This is a genomic window from Gluconacetobacter aggeris, from assembly GCF_014174395.1.
In the GTDB taxonomy this organism is placed as follows: domain Bacteria; phylum Pseudomonadota; class Alphaproteobacteria; order Acetobacterales; family Acetobacteraceae; genus Gluconacetobacter; species Gluconacetobacter aggeris.
The window spans coordinates 79,452-99,270 of record NZ_JABEQD010000014.1 but is presented as its reverse complement, the minus strand read 5'-3'; the positions used below and the strand labels follow the sequence as shown (position 1 = coordinate 99,270).

Annotated in this window: 17 protein-coding genes and 1 pseudogene; 5 read left to right on the top strand and 13 right to left on the bottom strand. The window is 65.6% G+C overall.

Annotated features, from left to right (window positions below; all coding sequences use genetic code 11):
• The 4 genes and pseudogenes from HLH36_RS16440 to HLH36_RS16425 all read right to left on the bottom strand — a co-directional run.
• Positions 1 to 111: pseudogene (locus HLH36_RS16440) on the bottom strand (efflux transporter periplasmic adaptor subunit); the annotation flags it as partial.
• A gap of 32 nt (positions 112 to 143) precedes the next feature.
• Positions 144 to 338, bottom strand: coding sequence for a DUF1656 domain-containing protein (locus tag HLH36_RS16435; RefSeq protein WP_182987389.1), 195 nt, complete (start codon positions 336 to 338; stop codon positions 144 to 146).
• Between the two features lie 8 nt (positions 339 to 346).
• The gene (locus tag HLH36_RS16430) at positions 347 to 2,533 is read right to left on the bottom strand and encodes an FUSC family protein (protein ID WP_182987406.1); all 2,187 of its coding nucleotides are present in this window, start codon (positions 2,531 to 2,533) and stop codon (positions 347 to 349) included.
• Positions 2,534 to 2,553: 20 nt separating this feature from the next.
• Positions 2,554 to 3,081: a MarR family winged helix-turn-helix transcriptional regulator gene (locus HLH36_RS16425; RefSeq protein ID WP_182987388.1), complete on the bottom strand. Its 528-nt coding sequence runs from the start codon at positions 3,079 to 3,081 to the stop codon at positions 2,554 to 2,556.
• A gap of 215 nt (positions 3,082 to 3,296) precedes the next feature.
• On the opposite strand from HLH36_RS16425, the gene HLH36_RS16420 reads away from it, so the two are divergent.
• Positions 3,297 to 5,735: a TonB-dependent receptor gene (locus HLH36_RS16420; protein ID WP_246376969.1), complete on the top strand. Its 2,439-nt coding sequence runs from the start codon at positions 3,297 to 3,299 to the stop codon at positions 5,733 to 5,735.
• 40 nt (positions 5,736 to 5,775) lie between these two features.
• Positions 5,776 to 6,849 carry a glycerophosphodiester phosphodiesterase family protein gene (locus HLH36_RS16415; RefSeq protein ID WP_182987404.1) on the top strand — a complete coding sequence of 358 codons (1,074 nt, stop codon included), beginning with the start codon at positions 5,776 to 5,778 and terminating at the stop codon, positions 6,847 to 6,849.
• Between the two features lie 186 nt (positions 6,850 to 7,035).
• On the opposite strand, the gene HLH36_RS16410 is transcribed toward HLH36_RS16415, so the two are convergent.
• Positions 7,036 to 7,272: a hypothetical protein gene (locus HLH36_RS16410; protein ID WP_182967385.1), complete on the bottom strand. Its 237-nt coding sequence runs from the start codon at positions 7,270 to 7,272 to the stop codon at positions 7,036 to 7,038.
• Between the two features lie 300 nt (positions 7,273 to 7,572).
• Between HLH36_RS16410 and HLH36_RS16405 the strand changes: the two genes are divergently transcribed.
• Positions 7,573 to 8,751, top strand: coding sequence for an AI-2E family transporter (locus HLH36_RS16405; RefSeq protein ID WP_182987387.1), 1,179 nt, complete (start codon positions 7,573 to 7,575; stop codon positions 8,749 to 8,751).
• A gap of 186 nt (positions 8,752 to 8,937) precedes the next feature.
• Here the strand turns inward: HLH36_RS16405 and HLH36_RS16400 are convergent, their stop codons facing one another.
• The 3 genes from HLH36_RS16400 to HLH36_RS16390 form a co-directional block, all read right to left on the bottom strand.
• Positions 8,938 to 9,354: a c-type cytochrome gene (locus tag HLH36_RS16400; RefSeq protein ID WP_182987386.1), complete on the bottom strand. Its 417-nt coding sequence runs from the start codon at positions 9,352 to 9,354 to the stop codon at positions 8,938 to 8,940.
• Positions 9,354 to 10,955 (bottom strand): flavin monoamine oxidase family protein, encoded by a 1,602-nt coding sequence (locus HLH36_RS16395; RefSeq protein ID WP_246376967.1) that lies wholly within the window; start codon positions 10,953 to 10,955, stop codon positions 9,354 to 9,356. Before HLH36_RS16395 ends, HLH36_RS16400 begins: the two co-directional genes overlap by 1 nt.
• A gap of 243 nt (positions 10,956 to 11,198) precedes the next feature.
• Positions 11,199 to 13,874 carry a TonB-dependent receptor plug domain-containing protein gene (locus HLH36_RS16390; protein ID WP_182987385.1) on the bottom strand — a complete coding sequence of 892 codons (2,676 nt, stop codon included), beginning with the start codon at positions 13,872 to 13,874 and terminating at the stop codon, positions 11,199 to 11,201.
• Between the two features lie 437 nt (positions 13,875 to 14,311).
• On the opposite strand from HLH36_RS16390, the gene HLH36_RS16385 reads away from it, so the two are divergent.
• Positions 14,312 to 14,953, top strand: a complete 642-nt coding sequence (locus HLH36_RS16385) for a LysE family transporter (protein WP_182987384.1) — start codon at positions 14,312 to 14,314, stop codon at positions 14,951 to 14,953.
• Between the two features lie 19 nt (positions 14,954 to 14,972).
• Here HLH36_RS16385 and HLH36_RS16380 read toward each other — a convergent pair whose 3' ends face one another.
• Positions 14,973 to 15,740: an SDR family NAD(P)-dependent oxidoreductase gene (locus HLH36_RS16380; RefSeq protein ID WP_182987383.1), complete on the bottom strand. Its 768-nt coding sequence runs from the start codon at positions 15,738 to 15,740 to the stop codon at positions 14,973 to 14,975.
• A 109-nt stretch (positions 15,741 to 15,849) separates the two neighbouring features.
• On the opposite strand from HLH36_RS16380, the gene HLH36_RS16375 reads away from it, so the two are divergent.
• Complete coding sequence (locus HLH36_RS16375; RefSeq protein WP_182987382.1) at positions 15,850 to 16,740, top strand: LysR family transcriptional regulator; 891 nt, start codon at positions 15,850 to 15,852, stop codon at positions 16,738 to 16,740.
• Between the two features lie 36 nt (positions 16,741 to 16,776).
• Here HLH36_RS16375 and HLH36_RS16370 read toward each other — a convergent pair whose 3' ends face one another.
• From HLH36_RS16370 to HLH36_RS16355, 4 genes are read right to left on the bottom strand one after another with little or no spacing between them, the layout of a single operon-like run.
• Positions 16,777 to 17,808: a fatty acid desaturase family protein gene (locus tag HLH36_RS16370; protein ID WP_182987381.1), complete on the bottom strand. Its 1,032-nt coding sequence runs from the start codon at positions 17,806 to 17,808 to the stop codon at positions 16,777 to 16,779.
• Between the two features lie 41 nt (positions 17,809 to 17,849).
• Complete coding sequence (locus tag HLH36_RS16365; protein ID WP_182987380.1) at positions 17,850 to 18,122, bottom strand: hypothetical protein; 273 nt, start codon at positions 18,120 to 18,122, stop codon at positions 17,850 to 17,852.
• Between the two features lie 16 nt (positions 18,123 to 18,138).
• Positions 18,139 to 18,915, bottom strand: coding sequence for a hypothetical protein (locus tag HLH36_RS16360; protein WP_182987379.1), 777 nt, complete (start codon positions 18,913 to 18,915; stop codon positions 18,139 to 18,141).
• Entirely contained in the window at positions 18,915 to 19,649 is a 735-nt protein-coding gene (locus HLH36_RS16355; protein WP_182987408.1) for a hypothetical protein, read from the bottom strand. Before HLH36_RS16355 ends, HLH36_RS16360 begins: the two co-directional genes overlap by 1 nt.
• Positions 19,650 to 19,819 lie beyond the last annotated feature (170 nt).

Sequence of the window (19,819 nt, the reverse complement as noted above, 5' to 3'; positions counted from 1 at the left end):
CGTCCATGGGGCAATCATATACGTGTCCCAAAGGGTCACCCCCAGAACGATCGCCAGCACAACGACGCTCAGGGTCAGGACCACACGGATCAGGGTACGCAAAAGAGGCATCGGGGGGCTCGGATCTTTTCGTTGCCGGTACTTCAGACGTACCGGATCAGGAGGCAGAGCGTGCAGAAATACAGCGCCAGGTCGAACAGCGCGACATGCCAGAACAGGCGCATGCCTCCACACCATGCCAGCACCGCGCGGATCGCGATGCTGGGCACCAGCGCCGCCAGCGCATAGACCGCGAGCGGCGCCAGGAACACGCCATGCAGGTCGAATTCGCTCAGCATGCCGCTTATTACCCGGGCTGACGCCGCGCGCGACCCAGCAGCGGCGTATAGACCGGCACCGGCGCATCGAGCGGCCGATGCGCGTCCGGCATCTCCGGCGACAGTTGCAGCGGGCCGTGGCGATGGAAGAAACCGGGCACCGCCCGCAGGATATATGCCGCCTGTCGCAGGCAGGCGACTCCCCGCCGCGCCGCCAGCCCGTCCTCGCCCGGGCCGGCACGGTCCAGGATCGCCTGCGCCGCCTCCACCAGCCCGCGCGCCGTCGCTTCGGGGTCGCGCAGCAGACCGTCGAAGCCACGCAGCGCGGCGCGCATGGCCTGGGCATCCGCGGTGCCCAGCGCCGGCAGGTCCGCGATCCGCCGCGCCCGCACCACCAGCCGCCCCAGCGACACCGCCCCCAGCGCGGCATCGGTATAGGCCTGCCGCTCGGCCGGCATCACGCCCACCGACAGGCGCATCGCCAGCCGCCAGATCTTCTGGATCTGCAATCCTTCCCACACGATCCAGTTCTCGGGCGCCACAGGCAGCACCAGCGCCAGCCGCCGCAGCGCCCGCGACAGCGAGCCCACCAGCCGCGCCGCATCCAGCCGGTCGTCGGGCGGCAGGATGACGCGAAAGCCCAGTACCAGCAGCGCACTGGCCACCAGAAAGGCCAGCCACGTATTGGTCAGCGCGATATCGTTGTAATGCATGGGATTGGACACATCGAGCATCGCGGCGAAGAACACGCCATAGCCGAACGCCCCGATCCCGTAGCGCGGGCTGAACTGCAACCATATGCCCGGCGCCAGGAACATGCACAGCGCAAACCACAGCAGCGGAAAACCGTCGATGCGCGGCAGCACCAGCATATGGCACGCAATCCCCGCCGGCACCGACAGCGCGGTGCCCGCCGCCATCAGCACGCTGGAGCGCGAGGCCGAAGGCGTGGTCGCAACCAGGCTGGACGCCGCGACGATATACAGCATCAGCATCGGCCCGGCGCTCCAGTGCAGCACGTACCACAGCAGCCCCGCCAGCAGCGCGATCACCCCGCCGCGCGCGCCGTTGCGCAGGGCCGTCGGCCAGTCCAGGAACCAGCGCAGCCGTACCCGGCGCGGCATGGACGGCGCCCCCAGCATCCGCACCACGGCATCGACCTGCACCAGCACGTCGCGCATATTGTCGATCGCCGACAGCATCGCGATGTCCTGCTCCGCCCGCTCGGCCGCCGCCAGCGCGTCCAGCGCGCTGCCCAGCACGGAGAGCACCGCGCGCGGATCGTCCATCCAGTCCATCTGCCCCGTCAGCGCCAGGATCTCTTCCATCAGGGACGCGACGCGCGCGTGCAGGCCGCGCATCGACGCCGCGTCGTTCTCCAGGTCGTGCCAGAGCGGATGATAGGTGGCGACCACGCCCGCCAGCCCGCTCAACCCCACCCGCAGCGCATTCACCCGGCGCGAGATCTCGTACGTATCGGCCGCCGCATATTCCACCGACGACATCAGCCCGTTGATCCGCGCCAGCAGCGCGCCCCGCCGGTCGTTCAGCGGCAACGGCAGGGTGCGGAACCCGCCCAGCACCACCGCATCCTTCGTCGGCGCGTCCGGCGAACGGCCGCCGGCATACTGGAAGCGATGAAATTCCATGGCATAGGCGATCACGTCGCGCACCATCTGCCCCACCTGCGTCATGATCCGGTCGGGACGGCGCACCGAACTGGTCATGAACACCACCGCCGTCGCGACGATGCCGACCGTCACCGCCGACAGCCGCGCCATGGCGCTGAGGAAGATACCGTCCGGATCGGCATAGGACGGCGCCGCGACGATCACGATCGTATAGCCCGTCAGCACGGCGGCATAGGCGCGGAACAGCCGCAGGAAGGTCGCGACCAGGCAGGCGAAGGCCACTGCCACCGCCAGCAACATCGTGTACAGTACCGGCGACTGCGCCACGACCGCCATCAGCGCGATGCTGATCGTAGCCCCCAGCAGGGTGCCGATGATGCGCCACATGCTCTTGGCCATCAGCGCGCCGACCGTGGGATTGGCCACGATCATCACCGTCGTCACCGACGACATCGGGGATTCGAGCTGGAAGAAGAACGAGCAGGACAGGGCCAGCCCGATCGCGGCGAAGGTCCGCGCGCAGAAGGCCGCGCGCCCCACCGTCTCGCGCCACTGCGCATCGCCGGCCAGGAAGGCCGGCAGCATGCGTGAAGGGATAGTGATCGTCACGCCGCCTCGCCGCCAGCGGGCATGTCGGCGGCCGGCGGCCGCGCGGCATTGGCCAGCACATGCTCCAGCCGCGCCACCAGTTCCACGATCTCCCCGGCCGACAGGCCCTCCGTCAGTTCGGCCTCCACCCGCGCCCCGATCTCGTGGAACGCGCGGCACTTGCGCCGCCCGGCATCGGTGATGAACAGGTTGTTGGCCCGCCGGTCGACGGAATCGGGCCGGCGCTCCACCAGACCGGCCGCCTCCAGCAGGTCCAGCACCCGCACCAGCGCCGACGTATCGGTATCCAGCGCCGCCGCCAGCTCCCGCTGCGACGTGCCCTCCTGCATCATCATCAGATAGACCATGGGCCGGAAGCCCGCGACGGTCATTCCCGTCGGCTTCAGCTCCCGCTCCAGCCGCGTACGCCACACCGCACCCAGCCGCATGACGCGAAAGGTGACGGACATGCCGGGAAATGGGGATTCGTCGATATTGAGGAGCGCGCGCAGACCCGTCGCCTGCGGCCTGTTTCCGTCGGTCATGCCTGCCGCTTACGTTTTCATCAAAATAATTGCCATGCCCATTAATTGTATGGCCGCAGATTGTCCAGCCCCAAACGGCTTTCCCTTCACGGAAACGTTAATTTTTGCGGTGTGACCGCGCTGCATCGTCTTCAAAGCTTCACATGAAAATCCGCCAATCAGGCGCCAATGAAGGGGGAAACCACACCGGCGACGAAAGAACAGCGACCCCGCCCATGTCTTTCCATGTATTTTCCTCCCGTTCCGTCCACGCCACGCATGGCCGCCGCCTGCTGCTCGGCACCACATTGCTGGCCCTGGGTGCCGGCCTTTCGGCCGCCAACGCCGCCCCGGCCGACACGGCGCCACCGGCCGTCACCCACCCGGTACGCGCGGCACGCGCGGCGAAACCGGCTGCCGCTCCAGCCGCCCCCCCGGCCGCCGAGCAGATCATCTCCACCGCCCGCCGCACCCGTTCGGAACAGAGCGTCGGCCATGTCGAGATGCAGCGCATCCTACCCGGCATCAACCCGGTCAAGGCGCTGGAAATCCTGCCCGGCGTGGTGTTCGAAAATGCCGATCCCTGGGGCAATAACGAGCAGAATTCGTCGCTCTTCATCCACGGCTTCAACCAGAACCAGCTCGGCTTCACGCTGGACGGGGTACCGCTGGGCGACCAGGCCTACGGCAATTTCAACGGCCTGACCCCCCAGCGCGCCGCGATCAGCGAAATCATCGGCGCGGCTTCCGTCGCCACCGGCGCCGGCGCGCTGGGCACGGCCTCGACCAGCAATCTGGGCGGCACCCTGCAATTCCAGACGCAGGACCCGGCCCATCGCGCCGGCGGCCAACTGGCGCAGACCTTCGGAAGCTGGTCGACCTTCCGCACCTTCGCCCGCATCGACACCGGCGATTTCGGCAACGGCAATGCGGCCTATGTGGCCTGGGCGCGGCAGGATGCGCGGGCATGGGATTTCGCCGGCCATCAGGGCGGCAACCAGGTCAACGCCAAGTTCGTCCACCAGGGCGACCATGACCGGATGACCGCCTTCTTCGACTGGTCGGACAAGATCGAACCGAACGAGGACGGTATCGTCGAACCCGCGGGCGGCTCGCTCTACAAGCGCCCGTTCATGTATCCGAACCTTCAGGAAGCCATCAATTATTACAACAATTCAGCGGCCTACAAGGCAGCCGGCCTGAATTACCGCAACTACTATTCGGCCGCCCAGCGCCAGGATTTCCTGGCCTACGCCACATGGTCGCACGATTTCTCGTCGAACCTGCATTGGGACAACCAGATCTACTACCATCATGACCTCGGCGAGGGCGTGGTGGCCGGCCCGATCACGGCGGCGGGCCTGCCGACCCTGTTCGGCGCCTATTTTCCCGACAACACGGCCTCCCAGCTCTCGCAGGTGTTCGGCGGAAGCGGCATGGCGACGCGCACGACCGAATATTGGGACAATCGCGGCGGGCTGCTCTCGACGCTGCGCTATCACCTGGGCCGGCACCATATCGAACTGGGCGGCTGGTACGAGCGCAACAACAACACGCAGGCCCGGCGCTGGTACCCGTTCTCGGCCACCAACCCCACCACGCCCTACGACCGGCAGCAGAACCCGCTGATCCACCAGTACACCAACTATTTCTACACCAATAACTGGGTCACGCACCTGCAGGATTCCTGGCAGGTCTCGAAGCATTTCACCCTGAATGCCGGCTTCAAGTCCGAACTGGTCTACACCAACGGCACGCTGCCGGTGGCGGGCCTGCCGGGCTCGCTGTCACCCAGGACGGCGATCACCGTGCCCGGCGGTACCATCGCCGCCGTCCGGCCGTTCCTGCCCGCGTTCGGCGCATTGTGGAACATCACGCCGAACGAGGAATGGTTCGCGAACATCCAGGAAAACATGCGTTCGTTCCAGGATGCCGGCTATGGCAACGCAACGCCCTGGGGCGTGACCAGCCAGCAGGCGTTCGACAATTTCCGCGAGCACGGCAAGCCCGAAACCGCCTGGACCTATGAGACCGGCCTGCGGACCAACCGCGCCCTCTCCTTCGGGCCGCTGACGCATCTCGGCGGGCAGCTCGAATATTACCACGTCCATTTCTCGAACCGCCTGCTGGCGGTCTCGTCCTCGCCCAACCTGGCCTCGATCGTCGGCAGCGCCACCATCCTGACCAATGTCGGCTCGGTCACGACCGACGGCATGGATTTCTCCTTCACCGCGCAGTTCGGCCCGCATTTCTCGTTCTACAACGCGCTGTCGTACAACAAATCCGTCTATAACGACAATTATTCCAACGGCACCACCATCGTTCCCACGGCGGGCAAGAATGTCGCCGGCGTTCCCGACTGGACCGAGAAATTCGTGGCCTCGACCGATTGGGGCGCCTTCAACGCCCAGTTCATCGGCGACGTGATCGGCCGGCGCTACACCACCTTCACCAACGACCTGCATGCCAGCAGCTACGCGCTGTTCAGCCTCAATGCCGGTTACACCATCCACGGCATCCCGCATGTGCGCGGGCTGAAAGTACAGGGCAACATCACCAACCTGACGAACACGCGTGGCTGGTCGACCTTGAACACCTCCAACGCTTCGAGCCAGTATACCGCCTTCCCGATCGCCCCGCGCATGTATTTCCTGACCTTGAGCGCCCAGTTCTGAGGCTTCCCACGTGCTGACACGCAGAAACACCCTCTCCCTCATGGCGGGTGCCACGATCCTGGGGGGCGCATCGCGCGCCCGGGCGGCGGCATCGCTCGCGCCCCGGCCGCTGGTGTTCGCCCATCGCGGGGCCTCGGCCCTGCGACCGGAACACACGCTGGCCTCCTATGCCAAGGCGATCGCCGACGGCGCGGATTATATCGAGCCCGATCTGGTGCCGACCCGCGACGGCGTGCTGGTCGCCCGCCATGAAAGCAACATCGCCGGCACCACGGACATCGCGACCCGCCCGGAATTCGCCTCCCGCCGCCGCACGCTGACGATCGACGGCAAGGCAGAGACCGGCTGGTTCACCACCGACTTCACCCTGGCGGAACTCAAGACCCTGCGCGCCCGCGAGCGCCTGCCCACCATCCGCGCGCAGAACACCCGCTATGACGGGCATTTCGACATCCCGACCTTCGAGGAGGTGATCGATTTCGTCGCCGCCGAAGCCGCCGCGCGCGGCCGGACGATCGGCCTGATCCCCGAAATCAAGAATTCGACCCATTTCCACGCACTCGGCCACACGCCGGAGGAAACCTTCCTGCGCGTGATCGCGGCGCACGAGTACACGCGCTACGCCCCGCTGGAGGTCCAGTCCTTCGAGACCACCAACCTGAAGATGCTGCATGGGCGCGTGCAGGCCATCAACCCTCAGGCCCGGCTGATGTTCCTGATGGGCGAGCGGACCGAACGCGTGCCCGACCTCGTGGCGGCCGGCGCGCGCACAACCTTCGGCGACCTGATGACACCGGACGGCCTGCGCCAGGTCCGGGCCTACGCCGACGCCATCGGCCCGTCCAATACCGACCTGATCCCGCGCGACGCCTCGGGCGCATGGCAGGCACCGACCAGCCTGATCGACGACGCCCACGCCGCCGGCCTGCTGGTCCATTCCTATACCTGCCGGCCCGAAAACCGTTTCCTGCCCCGCCAGCTCCGCAACGACGCGGGCGACGACGCCCGCAACCCCGAAGGCTCGATCGCCGAAATCCGGCGCTATCTGGATCTGGGCCTGGACGGCTTCTTCACCGACGACCCCGCTCTCGGCCGCCGCGCCGTCGACGGCTGATCCGGTCGGGCGCCCGAGAACCTGACCGAAAATGCGGGCTGGCGCGCGAGAGCGGCCCAGAGGGCCGCGCCCGGCGTGTGTTGCCGAGCATCGGAGCGGAGTGGCCTTGATGGCCATGAGCACCGAAGCACAGGCAACGCGCGCTGGATCGCCGCCAGCGCGCATTTTCGGTCAGGCTCCGTCGGATCAGGCCCTGCCTGAAGCACTCCCCGCCCTCTCGGGCGCCGGCGCGCGGGGCCGGGCCGTGGCGCCGGGCTCTTCCCCCCGACCGGACCGGGTGCGCAGCCGCCTGCCCGCCTGCCGCAGCGCGCTGCGATGGGCGGCATGAATCTGTGCCGGCGTCAGCGCGACCCCATCGGACCGCCCCGCGTTGGACACGGGCGACACGGAGGCTGCTTTTCCCTCGGCGGATGAAACCGACATGACGATCCTCCTGCTCAAGGTGCCCCGGCAACGGGCCGGAACGGCTTGGCTCATCCATATAGGGTGCGCATGCGGCATTTTAAGGGCGGGTGCCCCTGAACGGGCGTATGGCGGCCTTGCATGACGGACGGATTTCGTACTGAAATCGAATCATCCCGTCCCTCACAGGGCGCCCCCCCGGGAGCCTCGCGCCGGCCGCAACCCACCCCTCGGGCTGCAACGCCAGGCACCCGGCACCGTTATCACTGTTCGCGCCACCAGCCGGCAAACCATTGACACAGCCCCTTGAATCGAGCCCGCATGCCCGTGCCCCCGCATTCCTTCGTCCACCCCGCCAAGCATGGCGCCCCCCGCCCCACCGCCACATTACCCGGTGGGCCACGCACGACGCTGCAATGCTGGGCCCAGGGCGCGCTGACATTCGGCGTGATCATACTCACCCTGTTCATCCTCGGGCGTTTCCGCTCCGCCCTGTTCTGGGGCGGCGTGCTCGCCATCGTCTGCTGGCCGCTGCTGACGAGGCTGCGGCGGAAATGGCCGTCGCCCCACGCCGCCACGATGGCACCGGCCGCCATCGTCCTCGGAATCGCGCTGGTCTTCATCATACCCTCCGCCCTGCTGATCTCGGCCGCCGCCGGCGAGGCCAGGCAAGGCGCGCAATGGGTCCGGCAGGCCACCGAACAGGGCATCCCCGCCCCGGCATGGCTCGACCGCCTGCCCTGGGGCCGCGCACAGGCCCAGCATTGGTGGCAGACCAACCTGGCGACCGCCGACAGCGTGCATGAGCTGATGGACCGCCTCCGGCCGGAACATGCCCTCGCAACGGTGGAACAACTGGGGCACGACCTGGCCAACGGGCTGGTCATCATGGGCTTCGCCCTGCTGATCCTCTTCTTCTTCCTGCGGGTGGGCCAGCCGCTCGTCACCCGGATCGACCTGCTGGTCTGGCGCCTGCTGGGCGCGCGGGGCGGCATGGTCCAGCGCCAGGTCGTCGGCGCCGTACGCGGCGCGCTGGCCGGCCTGGTGCTGGTCGGACTCGGCGAAGGCGTGCTGATCGGCCTCTCCTACGTGCTCGCCGGGGCACCGCAGCCGCTGCTGCTGGGCATCTTCACCGCGCTGGCCTGCATGATCCCGATGGTAGGCGGTTTCGCACTGGCCCTGTGCGTGCTGGCCATCCTCATCAAGGGCAGCAGCCTGGCGGCCGCCATCGGCGTGGGCCTGTTCGGCACGGTCGTGCTGTTCCTGGCCGATCATTTCATCCGCCCGGCCCTGATCGGCGGATCGATCAGGCTGCCGTTCATGTGGGTGCTGCTCGGCATTCTCGGCGGGCTGGAAAGCTGCGGCCTGCCCGGCCTGTTCATCGGCCCGGCCGTGATGGCCGTGGCCCACCTGCTCTGGCGCCTTTTCTCCGGCCGCGCCGCACGGCCCCTCCCCGAGGGGGTGGGGGCCATCCGGGTGGTGAATATCCACGAAAATTGAAAAGGCAGGCGCTTCTGTTCTTCTTTGAAAAAGAAGACGCAGGCTCTGCACGCGATGGGATGAAAACAGGATCATCCCCGCCCCGATATAGAGGGTGATCGATTGCATGTTCCGACCTTAACAGCCAGGGCCGGCCGGCGGTAGGGAAGCATTCCGGCGAGGAAAATCCCCGCCGGAATGGCACCATTATTCCTCCAGCGTGATCGGCTGGCGCATTTCGCGCACCTGCTCCGGCGTCACCGGGTCCATCCAGCGATTGCCCAGATGGCTGCGGATATAGGTCACGACATCCGCAATCTGCCTGTCGGTCAGGATGCCCGCGAACCACGGCATGCCGCCATGGCCGTTCAGCACCATCATGGTCGGATAGGCGGCGATCGCCAGTTTCGGGTCCCCGGCCAGCGCCGGGTATTTCGCCCCGGCACCGCGCGCCCCCTTGCCGTCGGCCATATGACAGGCGGCGCAGATATGATGATAGACCAGATCGCCATTATCCAGCCGGGTCATGGTGCTGGGCACACCCCCCGCCGTATCGGCCCGCGCCGGCGCACCGGACAGACTCATCCCTGCCAGGAGCAGGAAAGAAAGAGAAACGCCCCGCATCAGCCCGCTCCCTGCGCCCGCTTGTGAACCTGCTCGACGGCGGCGAGCGACGACAGGATCGCCCCCTCCTGCCAGCAACCGACATAGGACGCATGCTCGCCGGCCAGCACCAGCCGGTTCTCCATCGCCACCAGCGTCTTGTAATGCGTCTTGCGCGCCTGCTCCGACCACATGGAACAGCAGCCCAGGGTCCAGGGCATGCGGCTCCACGCCACCGCCACACCGTTGCGGAACTCCTGGCGGTAATCGGGGTGCAGCGCCTGTCCCTGCCTCAGCCCCTCCTCGATCCGCTGTGCCGGGCTCATGGTCGTGAAATCCATCGCCGCCGGGCCGAACATATAACCACCCAGCAGAACCGCCGGCCCCGGCGAGAACGTGCCGTGGCTGGGATAGGCAATCTGGCCGATCGGCTGGTCGGTAAAGCTGATCCCGCCATAGATCTGGTCGTCCTCCTCCCAGAAGCGCCGCTTGAACTCCATGCCCAGCTTGACCGACGACGCATACGGCACCGCCGCGATCGCCGCCTTCATCCTGTCGCTGACCTGCACGTCAAGCTGCGACAGCACCGGCAGCGGAATCGTGCAGACGCAGTAATCGGCCTCTTCCACCCGCGCGGCACCACCATGCGCGACGTCATCATAGAGGATCTTCACCCCATGCTCGTCCTGATGGATGGCGGTGACCATGCAGCCCAGCGTGATCAGGTCCCGGACCTGCCGTGCAAAGCCCTTGCCGATATTGTCCATCCCGCCCACGGGCTGGAACATCGTCGTCTGCATGTCGAGCTGTTCGGGAAAGGCCAGCCACTGCGCCAGACCGGACGCCATCACCTCGGCACGCGGCGCCGGGGTCGAGAAGGTCGGCGCCCCATCCATACCGGCTCCGCGCGCCTTGTCATATCCCCGGTGCTGCGACGACCGCGCACCGGCACGCCACACGCCGTCATCGTCCAGATTGGCCCAGGTCGCGACGGAGGAGAGCACATGCGCCCGCTCCTCGGGCGTCACGATATCATCCAGCCGGTGCTGGTTGATCGCCTTGGTCAGCAGCTCCGCGGTATAGCCCGAGAAATCCGCCGCGAATTCCCGATAGCGCAGACGCCTGCCGCCGTAAGCCTGCGAGGAATGCAGCCAGGCATTGTGGTTGAGCTGAATGAACGGCTCCAGCGCCACGCCGAACTTCCGGCAGTAATAAAGCAGCCCCTGATGATGGTACGGAATGCGCCAAGGCCCCGGATTGATATAATTGCCAGGAGAAAAGCCGACCGTCTGCGTGGCGCCGCCCAGTTCCGTCACGGTATCGCCACCGCGCAGCGAGATATTGCGTCCGCCCGCCCGGTTCTGGAATTCCAGCAGCCGAACCGCATAGCCCGCCTGCCGCAATTCATACGCGGCCAGCAATCCCGCCAGACCGGCCCCCAGCACCACGACACGCGTGCCCGGCTTCGCGCCCGACAGTTTCGGCGGCCCCTTGAAATCCGTGCCCATCGCATGACCCATGCTGGTCATCGCCTGATAGAGCCCGGCACTTCCGGCCAGAATCCCGATTTTTGTCAGAAGCTGACGGCGCGTCTGTGCCTGAAAGCCGGATTCTCCGGTCATTGGTCATCCTTCTCTTGTCTGGGGAGGCCATCCTGAAAATGCCATAGCCGGCACCGGCATATGGTCCTGCGCATCGCAGCGGCGGCACGGCCTGCCGGCCGCCACAAGCGCGAAGGAGATACGCGGGCCATGCCGCAGGCTATATTTTCAAAAGCGCCTGAAACAAAAAATGCCGCATACGCGGCATGAATTCCAGAACGAGGATGGATACCGAAATCGCTTCCGGTATCCATGCCGTTTTCGTCAGAACGTGGCGTTCAGACGGCCATAGTAGTAGCCGCCGGTGATCGGCACCTGCAGCGAGAACTGGTCGTAGATCTGGGCACCGTAGGAATTGACGTCCTGCGAGACCCGGCGGGGACGCACGTTGAAGACGTTGTTGGCGCCGACGGCGAAGTGCAGGTGATCGGTGAACTGATACCCGATTTCGATATCCGTCAGCCAGCGCGGCGTGTTCTTGAACTCCTTGAAGCAGGTGTTCGAATACTGGATCGACTGACCATCCGAACACATGATGTTGGAATTCGACCAATCCGCGTACTGCATCATGTCGGTCGTCTGGCCATAACGGGTCTGGCGAACGTTCACGTCCAGCTTGCCCACCTTGTAGTAGGCATTCAGGATGATCTTGCTGCGCGGATAGGCCGTGGTGATGTAGCCGATATTCTGCGCGTTCAGGATCTCCGATCCGTTCGGGGCGATACCGTTATGATGCAGGCGCGTCCGGTTCAGGTCCAGCGCCATGCTCAGATCGAGATTGCCATACTGATGCAGGTGGAACGCATAATCCGCCTTGATGTCCAGGCCCTGCGTGCGGGTGCTGGCACCGTTGGTCAGGTAATAGGCGCTGTCCTGATTCTGGTCATCCAGCGCTGGACCAGCCAGCGTATAACCCATCGCCTGGATCGCCTGCACCGCCAACGGTCCGTTAACGGTACCACCGCCGACGATACGGTTGCGCAGGTTGATCTGGTAGACGTCGGCCTCGACATGGAAGCCATTGACGGGCTCAAGAACGATACCGCCCGACGCGCTGACCGACTGCTCGGGCTTCAGCGGCTGGGCACCCAGCGCACGCGCCGCCGGCGAATCCACCGCCAGCAGGCCCGAGGCGCTGGAGGGGCCGACATTCATCGCGCTGTAATGCTGCTCGGCCAGCGTCGGCGCACGGAAGCCGGTGCTGATCGTGCCGCGGATCGCGATGCGACGCGAGAAATCGTAGCGGGTCGAGATCTTGCCGTTCTGGGTGTTGCCCACGTCGGTGTAGTGCTCGAACCGGCCGGCGAAATCCAGGTCCCAATGCTTGGTCAGGCGGAAATCACCGTCGATATAGGCGGCGAAGATGTTGCGGTTCCAGTTGCCGGAGCTCTGCGGGCCAAGGCCGGCATAGCCCTGCGTGCCGCCCAGCTCATAGGAGTTCGGATTGCCCGGCTTGATCTGGTAGGTTTCCATACGGTGCTCGCCACCCACCGCCAGCGTCATCGGAACGACGTTGCCAATGTTGAAATGACGGCGGAAATCCAGGTTGTTCGTCCACTGCGCCAGGCGGTACGTTTCCGCCAGCGTCGAGGTCGGCGAGTAACCGCACCCTTCCGAGGAATAATAGGCGCTGCTCGGATTGGTCGAGCAGGTCGCGGCCAGCATACCGGTATTCGCGGTATTCTTGTTGCCGATCTTCGTGCCGTCGGCGCCGTAGGTCGAGCTGGCGTCCCAGTCCCAGTCGCCGAACAGCTCGGCGCCCTTCAGGCCCATGGTCACGGCGTAGTCGTTTTCCTCGTTCGTCTCGCGCGGCGAGAAGCCCGACGGGTAGATCGACGGCGCGCGGGTCGGGATACGATAGTTCTCGTACGCCTCGCCATGACGGTGCGCATAGGTCAGGTTGCCGTAGAACTGCAACCGGTCGCCGATGATGTCCTTGCCCCAGTCCATCCCGAAATTCTCACGGGTTTCCTCGGGGCGGCCCATGATGTGGTTGGAATCGGTGGGCACGTTCAGCGGGCCGGTATAGTTGGCGCCCGTATAGGCCCCCACCGGCGCGGCGCTCAGCGGCAGCAGGCGATGATCGGTCGACGGCGCCACGAAGAAGTCGGTGTGATAGACCTGACCGCTGAGGTGCAGGAAGCCGTCATTGCCCCACTTGAAGCCGGCATCGCCATTGACCTGGTACTGCCACGCCTGGCCGCTATAGGCGTTCGCGCCGGTCGTGGCGCTCAAATTATAGCCGTGATCCTGCTTCTTGGTGATGATGTTGACCACGCCGGCGATGGCGTCCGAGCCATACATGGCCGCCGCGCCGTCTTCCAGCACTTCGATATGGTCGATCATGTTCGACGGCAGCGTGTTCAGGTCCGCGCCGGTCGAGCCGAACTGCGGGCCGGCATCGGCAACGATGTTCGCGGTCGAGTGACGGCGCTTGCCGTCGACCAGCACCAGCACTTCGTTGGGGCCCAGGCCACGCATCTGGATGGACTGCGTCAGCGCCGCGGAATCCGCGGCCATGGCGACCACGTTGATCGACGCATAGGTCTTGGTCAGCGCGTCCGACAGGTTCATCTGGCCCGAACGGGTCAGCGTCGCCGCCGTGACGACCGAGATCGGCGAGGAGCTCTGGCGCGCATGGCGATGGGTGTCATGGGTGCCGGTCACGATCACGGCTTCGCCCGAATCAGGCGGTGCATGATAGACGGGCTCGAGAACCGGAGCGACCCGCGCGGTCGGGGCTGCGACAGCCGGCGCCACCGTCGCCTTCACCTTCGCGGTGGAGCGGGCAGGCGCACTGACCCCCTTCTTGGCCTTCGCCGTGTGGCGATGAGTGGCCGTCGACGTCCCGGACGTCGTAGCCGTTTGCGCCACCGCAGCGGCGACGTCGAACTGAATGGCAAGAATCGTGGCCGCGATAAGGCTTCGCCTCAGGGTCATAGACTTAACGTGCTCCCGCGAACGTCGTTACTTTACCGCTACATCAGGAGACGGAAACCGACCTTAATTCAATACAAAATCATAACCACCCATAACGAATTCGGAATGTATGACATTTTTATCACAATCGCCGTGCCGCCGGAGCGCCAACAAACCAATCAATTGATATAACACGATAATTTTATGATATTTGGAACACACTCTCAGGAGACCCCGTCGCCGATCCGCCTGATCTCCCACGATTTTCAAGGGCAGGCTCAGTCCTTTCCAAATCGTTCCATTCAAAAAATATATAACATCCAGACCCAAAATGAGGATGCCGCGCGCGGACAATCGGACCGCCCGCCCGGTCCGGCGATTGCATCGCCTGCGCACCTGTCGTGAAATAGCAACGATCCACCTGCCCCAGGCGCCTGCCGAACGAAGAAGGACGTATCATGAACCTCGCACAGGATGTCTCGGTCATCGGCGCCATCTCCGCCTTCTGGCTGGTCGCCATGATCGTCCCCGGCCTCGACTTCCTGCTGGTCACCCGCCTGGCCATGATGAAGGGCCGCATGGCCGCACTCCGCGCCACGCTGGGCATCGCGACCGGCGTCGCCGCATGGGGGCTTGCGGGCTTCTTCGGCATCCGTGCGCTGTTCATCGCATCGCCCTGGCTCTACACGCTCCTGAAGGTCGGCGGCGGCCTGTACCTGTTCATCCAGGGCGCCCGGCTGTTCGCCGGAAGCTGGAAGCACGCCCCCGCCGAAGGCCAGCCCGCCAATCCCGCCTTCGCGACGACCCGCGCCTTCCGCATGGGGCTGCTGACCAACCTCGCCAACCCCAAGGCGCCCATCTTCGTCTCCAGCCTCTTCGCCGCCGCCCTGCCGCAGCATGCCTCCATCGGCCTGGGCCTGACCTGCGTGGGCACGATGTTCGTCATCGCCGTGGCCTGGTTCTCGCTGGTCGCCACGGTGCTGAGCCTGCGCCACGTCTCCCGCGCCTTCCTGCGGCTGCGCCACTGGATCGACCGCGCCTCGGGCCTCGCCTTCATGGCGCTGGGCATCCGCTTCGCCACGGAACGCACGGCCGGGTAAAGGCGGGAGGCCGCGGCCTCTAGACGAACATGCCGCCCGAAATCTCGATCCGCTGCGCGTTGATCCAGCGATTCTCCTCCATCAGCAGCGATGCCACCGCCGGGCCGATATCCTCCGGCCGGCCGGGCCGGCCCAGCGCCGTCACGCTGGCGACGAAGGCGTTGACCTGCTGGTTGTCGCGCACCGCGCCGCCGCCGAAATCGGTCTCGATCGCGCCCGGCGCCACCGTGTTGACCGCGATGCCGCGCGGGCCAAGCTCCTTCGCCAGGTAGCGGGTCAGCACCTCGACCCCACCCTTCATCGCGGCATAGGCCGCGTATCCCGGCAGGCTGAACCGGGCCAGACCGCTGGACAGGTTCACGATCCGGCCGCCATCTTCAATCAGCGTCAGCATCGCCTGAGTCAGGAAGAACACCCCCTTGAGATGAACGTTCATCAGCCGGTCGAAATCGGCCTCCGTCGTTTCGGCGAAGGACGCATGGATGCCGATACCGGCATTGTTGACCAGGAAATCGAACCTGTCGCGGCCCCATATCGCCGACAGCGCCTGCCTCACCTCCACCGCGAAGGCGGCAAAACCGCCCGCATCGCCCGTATCGAGGCGGAACATCACCGCCCGACGCCCCAGCCCGGCAATGGAGGCCACCGTGGCATCGGCCTCATCCCTGTTGCTGTGATAGGTACCGATCACGTCCACGCCCTTGCGGGCCAGCGCGATCGCCATGCTGCGCCCCAGCCCGCGGCTGGCGCCGGTGATCAGGGCAATCTTCGTGCCGTTCGTCGTCATGGTGCCGATCCTTTCATGATCCGATCGCTTCCGAGGATCTCAGGATGCCGCTTTCTCCCGCCCCCATAATCGGCCAATATTCGCGTTCACTATCCGGCGGAGGCGAATAATGGATCGCATCGACACCATGCGGGTGTTCGCAAGGGTGGTGGAACGGCGCAGCTTCATCCGCGCGGCGGAAGATCTCGCCCTGCCCGCCTCGACCGTGACCGATGCCGTCAAGGCGCTGGAGGCCCGGCTGAAGGTCCGGCTGCTGCACCGCACGACGCGGCAGGTCCGCGCAACCCTGGATGGCGAGGCCTATTACCGGCGCTGCCTGACCATCCTCGAAGAGATCGAAGAGGCCGAAAACGCCTTCAGCGACACCCGGCCGCGCGGGATGCTGCGCGTCGATGTCCAGGGCGCGCAGGCACGGCGCCTCATCATACCCGCCCTGCCCCGCTTCTTCGCCGAATATCCCGACATCACGCTCTCGCTGAGCGAGACCGACCGTTTCATCGACCTGGTCGGCGAAGGCGTCGATTGCGCATTGCGCACCGGCACGCCGAAGGACAGCGACCTGATCGCCCGGCGCATCGCGCTGCTGCCCGAAACGACAATCGCCTCACCCGACTATCTGGACCGGTTCGGCACGCCGGAACGATGGGACGGGCTGGACGGGCACCGCATGGTCGGCTTCCATTCCTCCGCCACCGGCGGCGTGCTGCCACTGGAATTCATGGTGCGGGACACACGCCGCACGGTGATGCTGCCGTCGCTACTGACGGTCAACGGCGCCGACACCTACAAGGAAGCCGCGATACAGGGGCTGGGGCTGATCCAGGTGCCGCGCTACGCCGTCGCGCGCGAACTGGCGGCCGGCACCCTGGTGGAATGCCTGCCCGACACGCCCCCCGCCGCCTCGCCCGTCCATGTGCTCTATCCGCGCAACCGCCAGCTCAGCCCCCGGGTCCGCGTCTTCATCGACTGGGTGGCGAAGCAATATGCCGGACACGCCTGAAAATCGGGCGGCGCCGGCACGCCACCCGCCCCACCGTCAGGTGACGGAGCGCAGATCCACCATGGTCCGGTTTTCCTCGTCCCACAGCACGTTGATCCGCGCCTCCCGAATCCCGTCCCGCCAGGTCAGGACCTTCACGCCCTGGAAGACGGCATGCGCATCGTGACACGCCACCAGACGATAATTGGGAATGCCGGGGGCCGCGTGATGCACATGGTGCGTGCCGATATCACCGGTAAACCAGCGCCAGACCCGTGACAGACGCATGAACGAACAGCCGGTCAACGCGGCCTCGAAATTGTTCCATTGCGGGTTCTGCGCCCATTGCACCCCTTCGAACTTGTGCTGTACCAGAAACAGCCAGACCCCGATCACGGCGGCGGGATAGATCACCAGGACGCTGACCAGCGCCACGAATTTCAGCCCGACGAACCAGACCAGCGCCCCATAGCCGAGCAGCAGGCACAGATTGGTCAGATAGACCCCAAGCCGTTCCCGAACCCAGTGACGCGGCGTGTCGAACGCAATCCGGTAGACGATGAAGAAAATGAACGGAGGCATCACGAATACGCTCAGGATCGGATTCTTGCTGATCCGATACAGCGCCTTCTTCAGCCGTGTCATCTTCCGATATTCGGCCACCGTGATGCAGTCCGAATACAGGTCCGACAGCCGCCCCCGCGTGTCCATATTGTTCCACGACCCATGATGCAGCCCGTGATGCTTCTTCCAGTGATCATAGGGCGTCAGCGTCAGCAGCGAGCAGAGCCGTCCCGCCAGGTCGTTCGCCCACCGGCTGCGGAACAGCGAACCATGGCCGCAATCATGCTGCAGCACGAAGGTGCGGATGGACAGGCCGGACGCCAGCGGCGCCAGCAGCAGCACCCCCCACCAGCCATGCATCAATCCCGCATAGAGCAGAACATAACACGCCAGGAGCAGGCCGACGGTCGAGACGATCTGGAAAAGACTGATCCCGAGATGTCCGCCCTGATATTGCCTGATCGACCTGATTGCATCATCGGAATAATCTGAAGCCGCCAGTCTGTCCGCCGCACAATGGTCCATAGATATTCCGAAATTTTCTGTATGAACCATTCCTATATTATTCACATTAAACAATCAACATCAGATATGATAAATAATCCCAATGAAACATTAAACAAAAAATACAACATATTTTCAATCACTCCGCAGGCCGCCGAGGCAGCCCCCCCCACCAGGCGCCCGGCTGCGCGCGGCCCGGAACCCACGGAGAAGAGGCTGTCTCCCTTCTTTCCGGAAACGGGAAAGATCACGACCCGTTCGGGATTCCTGTTCTGGTGCCGCAAGATTCCCGCGACCGGATAAAAGTCTCCGGTTTCTTCTTCGGCAGGAGACAAAAGACCCTCCCCGCCTTCACCCCGGCATGGCCGCCTCCCCTTCCAGAAACGCCGCATTCGCCGCCGCCAGCGCGTCCCAATCTTCGCCGGCCGGCATCAGTTGCCGCCAGGCCAGCCCGTGGCATTCCATGATCCGCGCGCGCACCCAGCGCCATGTCGCGCGCTGGATACCGCCCCAGGTCAGCAGAGACACAACGGACTCGTCCTCCACCCCGTCATAGGACCATGCCAGCAGGCAATGCCCGCCCCACGATCCCGGCGTCTGGTCTCCGGGCGTGGTCGTGTCCCACACGCCCCCTTCCGCCTGGTCGGCCGACGCCAGTTGCACGCCCAGATAGGCGGCCCCCATACCCGCCATGACCAGCCGCAGCGCGTTCAGGTCGTCCGGCGCGGCCGAACCCCAGGCCGGATAGAATGTCTGGTCCGCCAGCGCGTAACCGTCGCGCGCGGCACAGGCCAGCACATCGACCTCGACCCCACCCCGATCGGTCGCCGGATCGGCCGGCGTGTAGCCGGTCGCGCGTTCATAGAACAGGATGGCATCCGCATCCCGCACCGCCACCTGAAACCCGGCCAGCGCGGCTGTCGCGCGCAGATGGTTTCCCAACCCGGCCGACGTACAGTCCCCCAGCCGGTCATTGCCCAGCATCAGCGGCGCCGGATCGATCCCCTCCCGCAGCAGCCGCCCAGGCGCCCGCCGCGCCATCATCCGCAACCCGGCCAGCAGCGGCTGGCCGGGGCGGGTTTCGGCGGGCAGGCAACCCAGCCGCCTGCCTGCGGCACGATGCGCCATCACACGCCCCGATACAGCGCGGCGCGCACCGCCGGCGCGTCGCCGGCCGCCGCCACCGACACGCTCGCCGGTGCCAGCCCCACCGCCGCCTCGATCAGCGGGATGATCTGCTCGGCCGTGGCGATATAGCCTGCCACCGCCGGGTCCAGCGCCGAGGCCACCGTGCCCGCAATGGTCAGGATGGTCTGGAATTCCCCCGCCAGCGAAGACGCCCAGCCCTTGCCGGTCTCGATATCGATCGCCCCGCCCGACGCGGCATCGACCTGCGCCGTAATGGTGCGGATCTGTGTCAGGGCATTATTGACCCGCGCCACCTGGTCGGTGGAGAGATGCGCCGACAGGCCCGGAATCGCCTCGATCGCCTGCGCCGCGAAATCGATCGCCCCGGCATCCGCCGCCAGTTCGGCGGTATCGATCCGGGTGGACCCCCCGATCGTGGCACAGGCTCCCAGACTCGCCGCCACACCAAGCCCCAGCGCCAGCATGATCGCGGCCATACCCCCGCCATCCTTCCCCGGCGCGGCGCCAGGCTGCGCCCTGTTCGCAACATTGCGGAAATTCTGCGCCAGCAGGTTCAGCACCGCATACAGCCGCCCATAAACCGACCCCGCACTGGCCGGCACCGGCAACCACGGCATCAGCGCCGCACACACACCGCACAGCGCGGCAACATAAATCACATCCCGAACCGGCACGACCGCAATCAGGGTCTGAAGAATCGTGATAGAATCCATGGATCATTCCATCCTGTATTACGAAAGGCCCTTACACTTGGCCGATATTTTGAACCTCTGATCCTGAGGGAAAAAGTGGGCTGGCGAGCGAGAGCGGCCCAAGGGGCCGCGCCCGTCGTGTGTTGCCGAGCACCGAAGCGGAGCGGCCTTCATGGCCGTAAGCATCGGAG